10 protein-coding genes are annotated in these 13,245 nt (G+C 73.7%); 5 read left to right on the top strand and 5 right to left on the bottom strand.

Annotated features, from left to right (window positions below; genetic code table 11):
* Window positions 1-23: 23 nt before the first annotated feature.
* The 4 genes from ABIH81_RS16940 to mraZ all read right to left on the bottom strand — a co-directional run bounded on the left by ABIH81_RS16940 (window position 24) and on the right by mraZ (window position 4,567).
* Window positions 24-2,240, bottom strand: a complete 2,217-nt coding sequence (locus ABIH81_RS16940) for a penicillin-binding protein 2 (RefSeq protein ID WP_349875900.1) — start codon at window positions 2,238-2,240, stop codon at window positions 24-26.
* Window positions 2,241-2,243: 3 nt separating this feature from the next.
* Entirely contained in the window at window positions 2,244-2,825 is a 582-nt protein-coding gene (locus ABIH81_RS16935; RefSeq protein WP_349875899.1) for a hypothetical protein, read from the bottom strand.
* Window positions 2,822-3,931: a 16S rRNA (cytosine(1402)-N(4))-methyltransferase RsmH gene (rsmH, locus tag ABIH81_RS16930; protein WP_349875898.1), complete on the bottom strand. Its 1,110-nt coding sequence runs from the start codon at window positions 3,929-3,931 to the stop codon at window positions 2,822-2,824. Before rsmH ends, ABIH81_RS16935 begins: the two co-directional genes overlap by 4 nt.
* Before the next feature lie 204 nt (window positions 3,932-4,135).
* Window positions 4,136-4,567, bottom strand: a complete 432-nt coding sequence (gene mraZ / locus ABIH81_RS16925) for a division/cell wall cluster transcriptional repressor MraZ (protein ID WP_013287610.1) — start codon at window positions 4,565-4,567, stop codon at window positions 4,136-4,138.
* A 355-nt stretch (window positions 4,568-4,922) separates the two neighbouring features.
* Between mraZ and ABIH81_RS16920 the strand changes: the two genes are divergently transcribed.
* From ABIH81_RS16920 to ABIH81_RS16910, 3 genes are read left to right on the top strand one after another with little or no spacing between them, the layout of a single operon-like run.
* Window positions 4,923-6,170: a MurT ligase domain-containing protein gene (locus ABIH81_RS16920; protein WP_349881131.1), complete on the top strand. Its 1,248-nt coding sequence runs from the start codon at window positions 4,923-4,925 to the stop codon at window positions 6,168-6,170.
* The gene (locus ABIH81_RS16915) at window positions 6,160-6,882 is read left to right on the top strand and encodes a glutamine amidotransferase (RefSeq protein ID WP_349875897.1); all 723 of its coding nucleotides are present in this window, start codon (window positions 6,160-6,162) and stop codon (window positions 6,880-6,882) included. The genes ABIH81_RS16920 and ABIH81_RS16915 overlap by 11 nt, the downstream gene beginning before the upstream one ends.
* Window positions 6,879-7,595, top strand: a complete 717-nt coding sequence (locus tag ABIH81_RS16910) for a VTT domain-containing protein (protein ID WP_349875896.1) — start codon at window positions 6,879-6,881, stop codon at window positions 7,593-7,595. The genes ABIH81_RS16915 and ABIH81_RS16910 overlap by 4 nt, the downstream gene beginning before the upstream one ends.
* A 45-nt stretch (window positions 7,596-7,640) precedes the next feature.
* Here the strand turns inward: ABIH81_RS16910 and leuS are convergent, their stop codons facing one another.
* Window positions 7,641-10,481: a leucine--tRNA ligase gene (gene leuS, locus ABIH81_RS16905; protein WP_349875895.1), complete on the bottom strand. Its 2,841-nt coding sequence runs from the start codon at window positions 10,479-10,481 to the stop codon at window positions 7,641-7,643.
* A 395-nt stretch (window positions 10,482-10,876) separates the two neighbouring features.
* On the opposite strand from leuS, the gene ABIH81_RS16900 reads away from it, so the two are divergent.
* Complete coding sequence (locus tag ABIH81_RS16900) at window positions 10,877-11,932, top strand: MoxR family ATPase (protein WP_349875894.1); 1,056 nt, start codon at window positions 10,877-10,879, stop codon at window positions 11,930-11,932.
* Window position 11,933: 1 nt separating this feature from the next.
* Window positions 11,934-13,232: a DUF58 domain-containing protein gene (locus tag ABIH81_RS16895; RefSeq protein ID WP_349875893.1), complete on the top strand. Its 1,299-nt coding sequence runs from the start codon at window positions 11,934-11,936 to the stop codon at window positions 13,230-13,232.
* The last annotated feature ends 13 nt before the right edge of the window (window positions 13,233-13,245 follow it).

Genomic DNA, 13,245 nt, shown 5'->3' with positions numbered 1-13,245 from the left:
CGATGATGTCCCGCCGTCCCCGCTCAGCGCGGAAAGACCTCGAACTTCGGGGACTTGTTGGTGAGCGACGGCGGCACCCGGTAGTGGCGGAGAGTGAAGCCCATCATCTCCCGGAACGCCGGTGCGGCGACCGCGCCGCCCCCGCCGCCGGGGCTCCACACGAACACCGCGACGACGTACCGGGGGTTCTCCGCCGGGGCCATGCCGATGAACGAGCCGACCTCGCCGGGCTGCTGCTTGCCGCCGTCGTAGCGCAGCCCGGTGCCGGTCTTGCCGGCCACCCGGTAGCCGGGCACGGCGGCGGCCAGCCCGGTCGCCTGGCCGTCCGGGCCGTCGACGGTGGTGACCGCCTCCATCATCCGGCGCAGCGCCGCCGCGTTGGCCGGGCTGAGCACCGAGCGGGTGGTGGGCGCCGCGGCGGGGCTGCGTTCGCCGTCCGCGCCGATGGTCTCCTTGACCAGGTGCGGCTGCACGTACGTGCCGTTGTTGGCGATGGTGGCGTACGCGGCGGCCATCTGCAGCGGCGTGGCGTCCACGCTGTGCCCGATCGGCACCGACCCGTACGCCGAGCCGCTCCACTGGTCGGGCGGGAGCAGCCGGCCCGCGGCCTCGCCCGGCATGCCCTCGCCCGTCACCTGGCCCAGCCCGAACCGCTTCTGGTAGTCGAACAACCGGTCCTTGCCCAGCTTCTCGGCGATCTCGATGGTGCCGACGTTGGACGAGAAGGCGAGCATGCCGGGGATGCTCATGGTGCGGCCGTCGGCCGGATGGGTGTCGCGGAACGTGACACCGCCGCGGACGATCGTATTGGCGACCGGGAACGTGGTGTCCGGCGTGATCACGCCCTCCTGGAGCGCCGCGCCGTAGGTGATCGCCTTGTGGATCGAGCCCGGGTCGACCACGAACGTGGTGGCCGCGTCGTCCCGGTCCGCCGGGGAGCCGACCTTGGTGGGGTTCGCCGCGTCGTACGTCGGCTGGCTGGCCTGCGCCAGCACCTCACCGCTCGGCACCTCGATGATCACCGCGGCGCCGACGCTGCCCTTCACCTTCGCCGTCTGCTTCGCCAGGATGCGCTGCGTCATGAACTGGAGGTCCCGGTCGACGGTGAGCTTCAGCGAGCTGCCCGGCTGCGGCTGGGTGGTGCGGCTGTAGCCGCCCGGGATGGGCGCGGCCAGGTCGCCGAGGCCCACCTCGTAGGTCCGTTTGCCGGCCTGCCCGCGCAGCACGTCGTCGTACTTGGCCTCCAGCCCCTCCAGGCCGTTCATGTCCTGGCTGACGAAGCCGATCAGGTTGGCGGCCAGGTCGCCGCCGGGCACCTCGCGCCGCTCGTCCCGGTGCACGTTGATGCCGGCCAGGTCGAGCGCCATGATCCGCTTGGCGGTCGCGATCTCCACGCCGCGGGCCAGGTAGACGAACTGCAACGGGGTGTCGGTGCCGGGCAGGGTGCGCTTGCGCATCTTCTCGGCCAGGTCGGACACGGGCACGCCGAGCAGCGGGGAGAGCAGGCGCGCGGTGGCGAACCGGTCCTTGACCCGGGTCGGGTCGGCGAACACGTACCGGGCCTCGACGCTGTGCGCCAGCGGCTCGCCGCTGCGGTCGAGGATCGCCCCGCGCGGGGCCGGCAGCTCGACCACGGCGAGCCGGTTGGGCAGGCCGCCGTCGGCGTACGCCGGGGTGTCCACGGCCTGGAGGTAGACCAGACGCACGCCGATGCTGGCGAACAGCGCCAGCGCCAGCACGGTGCCGAGCCGCAGGCGCCGGCGCGGGTCGCCGAGTCGCGGCGGCCGGCGCGGCTTGCGTACCGGCCGGCGGGGCTGGGCGGCGGCCGGTCGGCGCGGCTGGGACCGGCGGCGCGGCGGCGGCGCGTCCTCGTCGTCGTCGAACGGTTCCCGCACCGGCCGGGACGAGACGGTCCGCACCACGCCGGCCCGGCCGCCCGCGGCGGTGGACCGGCGGCCGGAACGGGCGCCGTCGGTCGCGGGCTCGCGCGTGCCGGCCCGCCCGGCCCGGCCGCCGTCGAGCACCTGCAACGCGGGCCGGAACGGGTCGCCGGACCGGTTGCTGCGGGGGGTACGCCGTTGCTCGGCGCCGCCGCCCTCGCGCACGGTCCGCCCGCGCGGGGTGTACGCGCGGGCGTCGGAGATCCCGCCGAGGCCCGGCTCGCGCGGCTCCGACCCCCGCGACGAGCCGCGCCGGGAGCCCGTGGCGTCCCGGCGCGGATCATCCGATCTCGGCGGCATGACTCAGCCTCCGTTGCCCTGCTGGCTGGTGACCGACGGGGCGCCCTGCGCGGGGTGCGGCACCCCGATGGTCTGCCCGTCCGGCAGCCGGATGTAGGCCGGGTCCTCGGACTCGACCAGGCCCAGCTTGCGGGCGTTGGCGGTCAGGTTGCCGGGCGCCTTCTGCTTCGCGATCTCCTTCTTCAGCTCCTGCTCGTCCACGTCCAGCTTGGCCTGCTGCTGCTGGAGCTTCTCCAGCTTGAACGCGTTCTCGTTGATCTTGGTGTTGACCGCCAGGATGCCCAGCACCCCACCGACCACCAGCACCAGGATCAGCGCGACGAACGGAGCCCGGGGCACCCGGATCGGCGCCGGCGGGGCGACCCGCAGGCGCGGCGCCGGCGCACCGGTGACCCGGGTACGCTCGGCCGGCCGCAGAGCGGCGCTGCCCTGCGTCGGGAACTCGCGCGCCCCCCGGGCACGAGTCGCCTCCCGGCGGTCGGTCGCCGTCGTGTCCCGCGTGGTGCGCTGCGCCGCGGTCCGGCCCCCCGACCGCGGTGCGCGCTGCCCGACGGCTCCCCGGCCGTCGCGCTTCTCGACGTTCATGTCCCCTCCCCCTCCTCGTCCGTCCCGTTCGCGTCCCCCGGGGCCGACCGCGGGTCCTTGCCGGACCCCGGTGACCCCGTCCCCGGTTGGTGCATCGCCTTCACCCGGCGGCGGTACCGTTCGCGGTCGGTACTCCCCTGCCGGGCCGCCTCCGGGTCGAGCCGTTCCGCTGCCCGCAGCCGCACCGAGGCGGCACGCGGGTTCGCGGCCACCTCCGCCTCCCCGGGCAGCTCGGCGCCCCGGCTCAACAGCCGGAACGTCGGGCCCGACCCGGGCAGTTCGACCGGGAGGTCGACCGGGCCCTTACTGCGGACCCGGTCGGCGAGCGCGTGTTTGGTGAGCCGGTCCTCCAGCGAGTGGTAGGACAGGACCACCATGCGGCCGCCCACTGTGAGCTTGTCCAGAGCGGCCGGCAGCGCCGTCTCCAGCGCTGCCAGTTCTCTGTTTACCTCGATCCTCAAAGCCTGAAACGTTCTCTTTGCCGGGTGTCCACCGGTTCGTCGGGCCGGTGCCGGAATGGCGTCCCGGACCAGCTCGGCCAGCCGGGCCGAGGACGTGATCCGGGCGCGCTCCCGTTCCCGGATGATCGCCGAGGCGATCTTCCCGGCGAACTTCTCCTCGCCGTACACCCGCAGCAGGCGGGCCAGGTCCGGGTGGGAGTAGGTGTTGACCACCTCCTCGGCGGTCACCCCCCGGGTCTGGTCCATCCGCATGTCCAGCGGCGCGTCCTGCGCGTACGCGAACCCGCGGTCGGGCGCGTCCAGTTGCAGGGACGAGACGCCGAGGTCGAACAGCACCCCGTCGATCGCCGGGTAACCGAGCCGGTCGAGCACCTCGGGCAGCTCGTCGTAGACGGCGTGCTCCAGGTGGATCCGGTCGGCGAACCGGGCCAGGCGGACCCGCGCGTGGGCGAGCGCCTCGGTGTCCCGGTCCAGGCCGATCAGCACCGTGTCCGGATGCGCCGTGAGCACCGCCTCGGCGTGCCCGGCCAGGCCGAGCGTGGCGTCGACGTGCACGGTGCGACCGGGCCGGCCCAGTGCGGGGGCCAGCAGCTCGAGACACCGCTCGAGCAGCACCGGCACGTGCGTGCCGCGTAGCTCCCCCATTTCGACCCCCACCCCGTTCGCCAACCGTTCCGTCACGTGTCCGTCGTCGCCACGACGCCTCGCCATACCGCCAGATCCCCATCCGCTCCCGCCCGCCGGAGGCCGCGGCCCTCCGTGTCGGATCGTGCGCCTGGCACCGGGGAAGGGGTGCCAGGAACTCGAAAGCGGCTGGAGATCTCGCAGTACGTCGGGCGCCGTCACGCCCTACAGACCGCCGGGCAGCACCCCCTCCTCGATGTCGGCGAAGTCGTCTTCGCTCTCCGCGAGGTAGGCCTCCCAGGCCGCCTTGTCCCAGATCTCCACCCGGGTGCTCGCTCCGATCACGACCAGATCCCGGTCCAGTGCCGCGTACGACCGCAGGTGGCCGGGTATCGTGACCCGCCCCTGCTTGTCCGGCACCTCGTCGTGCGCGCTGGCGAAGAAGACCCGGCTGTAGGCCCGGGCCGCCTTGCTCGTCATCGGCTGCGCGCGCAACTGGTCGGCGATCCGCTGGAACTCGGGCATCGGGAAGACGTAGAGGCAGCGCTCCTGCCCTTTGGTGATCACGACACCCCCCGCCAGTTCGTCCCGGAACTTCGCCGGCAGGATCAACCGGCCTTTGTCGTCCAGGCGCGGAGTGTGGGTGCCGAGGAACATCGGCCCAACCCCCTCGCCCTGAGCGGCGTTCGCGGCGCCGCTGACCCCCCGGGCCGGTGTGGCCCTCCCGGCCTCACCATCGCGCCCCACTCTACTCCACTTCCCTCCACCTGCAACCAGAATCGCCCGCGCGGCGTGGCGTTTCCGCGCGCAAAACCGCACGTCAACGCGGGTGGGGCGGAGTGGAGGGGGTGGGGCGCGCCCCACACCGTCCGCTACCCGACATCGACCGCCGCCGTCCGGCCCCGCGCGCTCCGCCCGTCCGCCGGGCCGTCCCCGGCCGAACGGTTCGCCGTCGGCGGCGATCTGGCGGAGGTGGCGGTCCGGTAACCTCGCTCGCGTGACGGACGCGAAGATGCCCTTGCGGGCAAAGGTGGCCAGCTCCGTGTCGCGCACCGCCGCGGCGCTGTCGCGGGCCGCGGGCCGTGGCGACGGCTCGGTGATCGGCGGCTGGATCGGCCTCAAGATCGACCCGGACCTGCTCGCCCACCTCTCGGCCGGGCGCGCCATCGCCCTGGTGTCCGGCACCAACGGCAAGACCACCACCACCCGGCTCACCACCGCCGCGGTCGGCGTGCTGGGCCGGGTCGCCACCAACTCCTTCGGCGCGAACATGCCCACCGGCCACACCTCGGCGCTGGCCAAGGCCGGCAGCACGCCGTACGCGGTGCTGGAGGTGGACGAGCACTACCTCGCCCAGGTGCTGGAGGCGACCGAGCCGCACGTGGTGGCGCTGCTCAACCTCTCCCGCGACCAGCTCGACCGCGCCAAGGAGGTCGCCATGATGGCGCAGCTCTGGCGCGCCGCCCTGGTCCGGCACCCGCGGATCCGGGTGGTCGCCAACGCCGACGACCCGATGGTGGTGTGGGCCGCCTGCCCGCCGGCCGACCCGGCCCAGGGTCACGTGCCGCCGCACGTCACCTGGTTCAGCGCCGGGCAGCGCTGGCACGACGACTCCTGGGTCTGCCCCGAGTGCGGCTCCACCATCCAGCGCTCCGGCGAGCAGTGGTGGTGCACCGGCTGCCCGCTGCGCCGCCCCGAGCCGGACTGGACGGTCGAGGACGACGGCGTGCTCGACCCCACCGGCGCCTGGCACAAGATCCAGCTCCAGCTCCCCGGCAAGGTCAACCTCGGCAACGCGGCCACCGCCCTGGCCGTCGCCGCCGAGTTCGGCGTACGCCCGGTGGACGCGGTGTCCCGGCTCGGCACCGTCACCTCGGTGGCCGGCCGCTACGCCCAGGTGGACCGCGACGGGCGCAACATCCGCCTGCTGCTGGCGAAGAACCCGGCGAGCTGGCTGGAGGCGTTCGACATGGCCGACGTCGCGCCGACACTGCTGTCCATCAACGCCCGCGACCCCGACGGGCTGGACACCTCCTGGCTGTTCGACGTGGACTTCTCCCCGCTGACCGGCCGGCAGGTGCTGATCACCGGCGACCGGGCGTACGACCTGGCGGTGCGGCTGGAGGTCAACGGCGTGCCGTTCCGGCACGTCCGCAGCTTCGACGAGGCCGTCCGCGCCGTGCCGCCGGGCCGGCTGGAGGTCATCGCCAACTACACCGCCTTCCAGGACATCCGAGCGGAGCTGGACCGTGTCAACTGAGAGCCTGCGCATCGTCTGGATCTATCCCGACCTGCTGTCCACCTACGGCGACCGGGGCAACGCGCTGATCCTGGCCCGCCGGGCCCAGCTGCGCGGCATGCCGGTCGAGGTGCTCGAGGTCCGCTCCGACCAGCGGCTGCCCGCCACCGCCGACATCTACCTGATCGGCGGCGGCGAGGACGGCCCGCAGGCGCTCGGCGCCCAGCGCCTGATCGCCGACGGCGGCCTGCACCGGGCGGTGGCCCGGGGTTCGGTGGTGTTCGGCGTCTGCGCCGGCTACCAGTTGCTCGGCACCTCCTTCTTCGCCAAGGGCACCCGCTGCGCCGGCCTGGAGCTGCTCGACCTCTCCTCCGACCGCGGTCCCACCCGGGCGGTGGGCGAGCTGGCCGGCGAGGTCGACCCGCGGCTGGGCATCCCCCACCTGTCCGGGTTCGAGAACCACGGCGGCCGCACCCACCTCGGCCCGGGCGTGTCCCCGCTGGCCCGGGTCACCACCGGGGTCGGCAACGACGGGGCCACCGAGGGCGCGTGGCGGGGCAAGCTGCTCGGCACCTACTCGCACGGCCCGGCGCTGGCCCGCAACCCCGACCTGGCCGACCTGCTGCTGCGCTGGGCGACCGGCATCCACCAGCTCCCCCCGCTCGACGACACCTGGGCCGACCGCCTCCGCTCCGAGCGCCGCGCCGCGGTGGCCGCCGCCCCGAGGCCGTGACCGACGCCGCCCGGCCGGGGCGGCGACCGGTGGCCCGCCGGCTCGCCGGGTTGCTGCGGCAGCCCTCGGCACGCCGGTTCGGGCTGCTCCTGCTGCTGCTCGCCGGGTTCGGCGTGACGCTGCTGCTGGTGCCCCGGCCGGACCCGGCCGACCTGCCCCGGCTCGCCGACTCGCTCGGCGGCTACGGTCCGCCCGCGGCCGTGATCGGCGGCGCGCTGCTGCTGGTGGCGCTGGTGCCGCGGACGTTCGTCACGCTGGCCGCGGGCGCGATCTTCGGCCCGGTGCAGGGCGCCGCGTACGCGCTCGGCGCGGCACTGCTCGCGGCGGCGATCGGCTTCACGGTGGGCCGGGTGCTCGGCCGCGACTTCGTCGCCGAGCGGGTACGCGGCCGGCTGGCCCGCCTCGACGGCTGGTTCGCCCGGCAGAGCGTGTTCGGGGTGATCACCGTACGGCTGCTGCCGATCGCCGGGTTCGGGCTGGTCAGCTACGGCTACGGCACCACCGCCGCCCGGGTGCTGCCGTTCCTGGCCGGCAGCGTGATCGCCTCCGCCCCCACCGCCATCGGCTACGCGGCGATCGGCGCGGCCGTGACCACGCCCGGTTCGATCAACTGGTACGCGGCGGCGCCGGCCAGCCTCGGCCTGATCGCCAGCGTGCTGATCATCCACCGCTGGTGGCGGGCCGAACGACGGCGCCGGTCCGAGCCGGCATGACCGGCGGTGGGCGTGTCCCCGATGTGGACACGCCCACCGGCCGGGTCAGGCGACGACCGAGACCATCCGGCCCTTCACCACGATCACCTTGCGCGGCTCCTTGCCGGCCAGCGCGCCGGCCACCGCCTCCAGCGCCGCCGCGCGGACGGTCTCCTCGGTCGCGTCGGCCGGCACCTCGACCCGGCCCCGGACCTTGCCGTTGACCTGCACCGGGTACGTGACCGACTCGGCCACCAGCAGCGCCGGATCGGCGACCGGGAAGTCCGCGTACGCCAGCGAGGTCTCGTGGCCCAGCTTGCGCCACAGCTCCTCGGCCATGTGCGGGGCGAACGGGGCCACCATCAGCACCAGCGGCTCGGCCACCTCGCGCGGCGTACGCGCCAGCCGGGTCAGGCCGTTGGTCAGCTCGATCAGCTTGGCGATGGCGGTGTTGAACCGGATCCCGTCCATGTCGGCGCGGACCCCGTCGATCACCTTGTGCAGCAGCCGCCGGGTCGCCTCGTCGGCCGGCTCGTCGGTGACCCGCAGCTCACCGGTCTGCTCGTCGACGACGGTGCGCCAGACCCGCTGCAGGAACCGGTACGCGCCGACCACGGCCCGGGTCTCCCACGGGCGGGACACCTCCAGCGGGCCCATCGACATCTCGTACACGCGGAACGTGTCCGCGCCGTACGCCGCGCACATGTCGTCCGGGGTGACCACGTTCTTCAGCGACTTGCCCATCTTGCCGTACTCGCGCCGGACCTCGGTCTCGCCGTGGAACCAGCGGCCGTCGACCTCGACGACCTCCTCGGCGGGCACGTACGCGCCGCGCGGGTCGACGAACGCGTACGCCTGGATCATGCCCTGGTTGAACAGGCGGCGGAACGGCTCGAACGACGAGACGTGGCCCAGGTCGTACAGCACCTTGTGCCAGAAGCGCGCGTACAGCAGGTGCAGCACGGCGTGCTCGGCGCCGCCGACGTACAGGTCGGTGCCACCGCAGTCGCCCGCGCCGCGCGGGCCCATCCAGTACGCCTCGTTCACCGGGTCGGCGAAGCGCTGCGAGTTCGTCGGGTCCAGGTAGCGCAGCTCGTACCAGCAGGAGCCGGCCCACTGCGGCATCACGTTCGTCTCGCGGGTGTAGCGCTTGGGCCCGTCGCCCAGGTCCAGCTCCACCTCCACCCAGTCGCGCCGCCGCGACAGCGGGGTCTCCGGGTTGCTGCCGGCGTCCTCCGGGTCGAACGTCTTCGGCGAGAAGTCCTCCACCTCGGGCAGCTCGACCGGCAGCATCGACTCGGGCAGCGCGATCGGCGCGCCGGAGGAGTCGTAGACGATCGGGAACGGCTCGCCCCAGTAGCGCTGCCGGGAGAACAGCCAGTCGCGCAGCCGCCACGTGACCGCGCCGGCGCCGTACCCGTTGGCCTCCAGCCACTCGATGATCCGCGCCTTGGCCTCGGCCACGCCCAGGCCGTTCAGGTCGATGCCGCGCTCCGGCGCGGCGCTGTTGATCGCCGGGCCGTCACCGGTGTACGCCTTGCCGTCGAAGCCCTCCGGCGGCTGCACGGTCCGCACGATCGGCAGCTCGAAGACCTCGGCGAAGTCCCAGTCCCGCTCGTCCTGGGCCGGCACCGCCATGATCGCGCCGGTGCCGTACCCGGCCAGCACGTAGTCGGCGATGAAGATCGGGATCTGCCCGCCGGTCACCGGGTTGGTGGCATAGGCGCCGACGAAGACGCCGGTCTTCTCCTTGCTGTCCGCCTGCCGCTCCACGTCCGTCTTGGCCGCGGCGGCCTTCCGGTACGCCTCGACGGCCTCGCGCGGGCCGGCGTGCCCGCCGGTCCAGGCGTCCCGGGTGCCCTCCGGCCAGGTGGCCGGCGTCAGCACGTCGACCAGCTCGTGCTCGGGCGCCAGCACCATGTAGGTGGCGCCGAAGACGGTGTCCGGCCGCGTCGTGAACACGCGTACCGGCGCCGCGTCGGTCGGGAAGTCGATGTGCGCGCCGGTCGACCGGCCGATCCAGTTGCGCTGCTGCAGCTTGATCGGCTCCGGCCAGTCCAGCGTGTCCAGATCCTCCAGCAGCCGGTCCCCGTACGCGGTGATCCGCATCATCCACTGCTTCAGGTTGCGCTTGAAGACCGGGAAGTTGCCGCGCTCGGAACGGCCGTCGGCGGTGACCTCCTCGTTGGCCAGCACGGTGCCCAGGCCCGGGCACCAGTTCACCGGCGCCTCCGAGACGTACGCCAGGCGGTGGTCGTCGACGATCCGCCGCCGCTCCCCCACGGACAGCTCGGCCCACGGACGCCCGTCCGGGGTGGCGCGGGTGCCGCCCTCGAACTCGGCGATCAGCTCGGCGATCGGCCGGGCCCTCCTGGCGTCCGCGTCGTACCAGGAGTTGAAGATCTGCAGGAAGATCCACTGCGTCCAGCGGTAGAAGTCGGTGTCGATGGTCGCCACCGAACGCCGCTCGTCGTGGCCCAGCCCCAGCCGGCGCAGCTGCGCCCGGTACCGCTCGATGTTGGCCTCGGTGGTGGTCCGGGGGTGGGTGCCGGTCTGCACCGCGTACTGCTCGGCGGGCAGGCCGAACGCGTCGAAGCCCATCGCGTGCAGCACGTTGCGCCCGGCCATCCGCTGGTAGCGGGCGTAGCAGTCGGTGCCGATGTAGCCCAGCGGGTGGCCGACGTGCAGGCCGGCGCCGGACGGGTACGGGAACATGTCCAGCACGTACAGCTTCTCGGCGCCCGCGCGCGGGTGGCCCGGGTCGGCCAGCGGACCGGCCGGGTTCGGCGCGTGGAAGGTGCCCTCCCGCTCCCAGGTGTCCTGCCAGCGGTGCTCGATCTCGTCGGCCAGGGCGGCGGTGTACCGGAACGGGGGGATGTCGGTCGCCGGTGCGGCTGCCTCACTCATGGCGTCTCCTCGGCGCGGATCGATTCGAAAATTGTGGGCGGTCTGCTGCGGGCACAAAAAAGCCCCTCGCGCAGGAGGGGCGGCCGTGCTGTCGCGCGTTCAGCGCATCAACACGGCTCGGTAAGGAGCAGGAAGAACCCGGCCATGCACGCAGTGTACCTCGCGCCCCTCGGCGTCGGCGCGCCCGTTCCGGCCGGGTCGGCCGGTCCCCCGGTCCGGCGAATATTCCGGGCGTAACCGACCGACCACCTGCGGGAGTCGGCAGTAACGACAAACATGGTTAGCCTGAGAGGCCAGTGAGATTATTGCGGCAGACGAGGCTCGGCGTCGCGAACCCAACGGCGGGTCCAGGTGCTCTATAGAGAGCTGCCGTCCAGGCGACGAGGAGGAGGCCCGTGACACAACAGACCTGGGACGAGGTGGGCGGTCTGCTGCCGCACGACGAGTTCCGCGCCGCCAGCGAGGCCATCGTGGCCAACATCGAGCAGGTCATCGAGGGCAAGACCGCCACCGTCCGGCTCGCCCTGGCGGTGCTGCTGGCCGAGGGTCACCTGCTGATCGAGGACGTGCCCGGCGTCGGCAAGACCAAGCTCGCCAAGGCGATGGCACGGTCCATCGACTGCTCGGTCCGGCGGATCCAGTTCACCCCCGACCTGCTTCCCAGCGACGTCACCGGCGTCAGCGTCTACAACCAGGAGACGCACGACTTCGAGTTCCGCCCCGGCGCGGTCTTCGCCAACCTGGTGGTCGGCGACGAGATCAACCGGGCCTCGCCGAAGACCCAGTCGGCGCTGCTGGAGTGCATGGAGGAGCGGCAGGTCACTGTCGACGGGGTCACCTACCAGTTGCAGACGCCGTTCATGGTGATCGCGACGCAGAACCCGATCGAGATGGAGGGCACCTACCCGCTGCCCGAGGCGCAGCGGGACCGGTTCACCGCCCGCATCGCCATGGGCTACCCGGACCCGCGGGCGGAGCTGGCCATGCTCGACGGGCACGGCGCCACCGACCCGCTGCCGGGGCTGCGGCCGGTCTCCGACGCGGCCACCGTCCGCCGGCTGATCGGCCACGTCCGGCAGGTGCACGTCGCCGACGCCGTCAAGCAGTACGCGATCGACCTGGTCACCGCCACCCGGGAGGCCCCCGACCTGCGGCTCGGCGCGTCCCCGCGGGCCACGCTCCAGCTGCTGCGCACCGCCCGCGCGGTGGCCGCCCTGGAGGGCCGCGACTACGTCCTGCCGGACGACCTCCAGGTGCTCGCGGTGCCGGTGCTGGCGCACCGGATCATCCCGACCGCGGACGCCCAGCTGGCCCGGCGTACCACCGACGCGATCGTCTCCGAGCTGGTGCACCGCCTGCCGCTCCCGCACGACCGGCAGCGGTCGCCGTACGACACCCGGCCCGGCGGTGGCACCAACGGCCGCGGGCCGTACGAGCCGCGGAGGCCGTGACGTGCGTGACGGCCTGCGTGGGCTGACCACCCGCGGCCGCTCCTTCCTGGCGGCCGCGGTGGCCGCGGCGATCTCCGCCGGCATCCTGGGCGAGAAGGACCTGCTCCGGGTGGCGGTCCTGCTCGCCGTGCTGCCGCTGCTGGCCGCCGCGTACGTCGGGCGCAGCCGGTACAAGCTGGCCTGCAACCGGTCGCTGGAGCCGCACCGGGTGCCGGTCGGCGCCAGCTCCCGGGTGGTGCTGCGGCTGCAGAACCTGTCCCGGCTGCCCACCGGCACGCTGCTGCTGGAGGATCGCCTGCCGTACGCGCTGGGCAGCCGGCCCCGGGTGGTGCTGGAGCGGCTCGGCGCGCACCAGGCCAGCTCCGTGGCGTACACGGTCCGCGCGGATGTGCGCGGCCGCTACGAGGTGGGGCCGCTGGTGATCCGGCTGACCGACCCGTTCGGCCTGTGCGAGCTGACCCGGTCGTTCCCCAGCACCGACCACCTCACGGTGATCCCGCAGGTCACCCCGCTGCCGTCGGTGCGGCTGCCGGGTGAGTACGCCGGCAGCGGCGACAGCCGGGCCCGCTCGGTGGCGGTGCACGGCGAGGACGACGCCGCCACCCGGGAATACCGGATGGGCGACGACCTGCGCCGGGTGCACTGGAAGTCCACCGCCCGCACCGGTGAGCTGATGGTGCGCCGCGAGGAGCAGCCGTGGGAGAGCCGGGCGACGGTGGTGCTCGACACCCGCGCCGCCGGGCACCGGGGCGAGGGCCCGACGGCCAGCTTCGAGTGGGCGGTCTCGGCCGCCGCCAGCATCGCCGTGCACCTGCGCGAGGCCGGCTACAAGCTGCGGCTGGTCACCGGCAACGGCGCCGACGTCGGGGCCGCCGAGACCGGCGGCGAGGGACTGTTGCTCGACCACCTCGCCGACGTGCACCTGGACCGGCGTGGCGAGATCACCACGCTGGTGCAGCAGGTCCGTCAGCGCGCCGACGGCGGTCTGATCATCGCGCTGCTCGGCACGCTCGGCACCGCCGAGGCGGAGTTGCTGGCCGGGCTGCGCGGCAACGGCGCCACCTGCGTGGCGTTCCTGCTCGACAGCAACACCTGGCTCAACCTCCCGCCGAACGCCCGGACCGAGGCGGAGCGGGCGCACGGCGCCGCCGCGCTCGCGCTGCTGCAGAGCGGCTGGCGGGTCATCGGGGTGGAGCACGGCACCCGGCTGCCGATGCTGTGGCCGCAGGCCGGGCGGGGCTCGCAGGGCTTCGCGTTGCGGGCGGCCATGGCCGAGACGGTGGCCGGCGGACGGCGATGACCGGAAGGATGGT

The sequence above is a fragment of the Micromonospora sp. HUAS YX12 genome, assembly GCF_040215685.1.
GTDB classification, from domain to species: Bacteria; Actinomycetota; Actinomycetes; order Mycobacteriales; family Micromonosporaceae; genus Micromonospora; species Micromonospora tulbaghiae.
This window is presented reverse-complemented; position numbering and strand designations above follow the sequence as displayed.

Bases quoted from the DNA above. Each gene is read 5' to 3' on its own strand.
- ABIH81_RS16935 (WP_349875899.1), bottom strand. From the start codon at position 2,825: ATGAACGTCGAGAAGCGCGACGGCCGGGGAGCCGTCGGGCAGCGCGCA.
- ABIH81_RS16920 (WP_349881131.1), top strand. From the start codon at position 4,923: ATGCCCTTGCGGGCAAAGGTGGCCAGCTCCGTGTCGCGCACCGCCGCG.
- ABIH81_RS16940 (WP_349875900.1), bottom strand. From the start codon at position 2,240: ATGCCGCCGAGATCGGATGATCCGCGCCGGGACGCCACGGGCTCCCGG.
- rsmH (WP_349875898.1), bottom strand. From the start codon at position 3,931: ATGGGGGAGCTACGCGGCACGCACGTGCCGGTGCTGCTCGAGCGGTGT.
- mraZ (WP_013287610.1), bottom strand. From the start codon at position 4,567: ATGTTCCTCGGCACCCACACTCCGCGCCTGGACGACAAAGGCCGGTTG.
- leuS (WP_349875895.1), bottom strand. From the start codon at position 10,481: ATGAGTGAGGCAGCCGCACCGGCGACCGACATCCCCCCGTTCCGGTAC.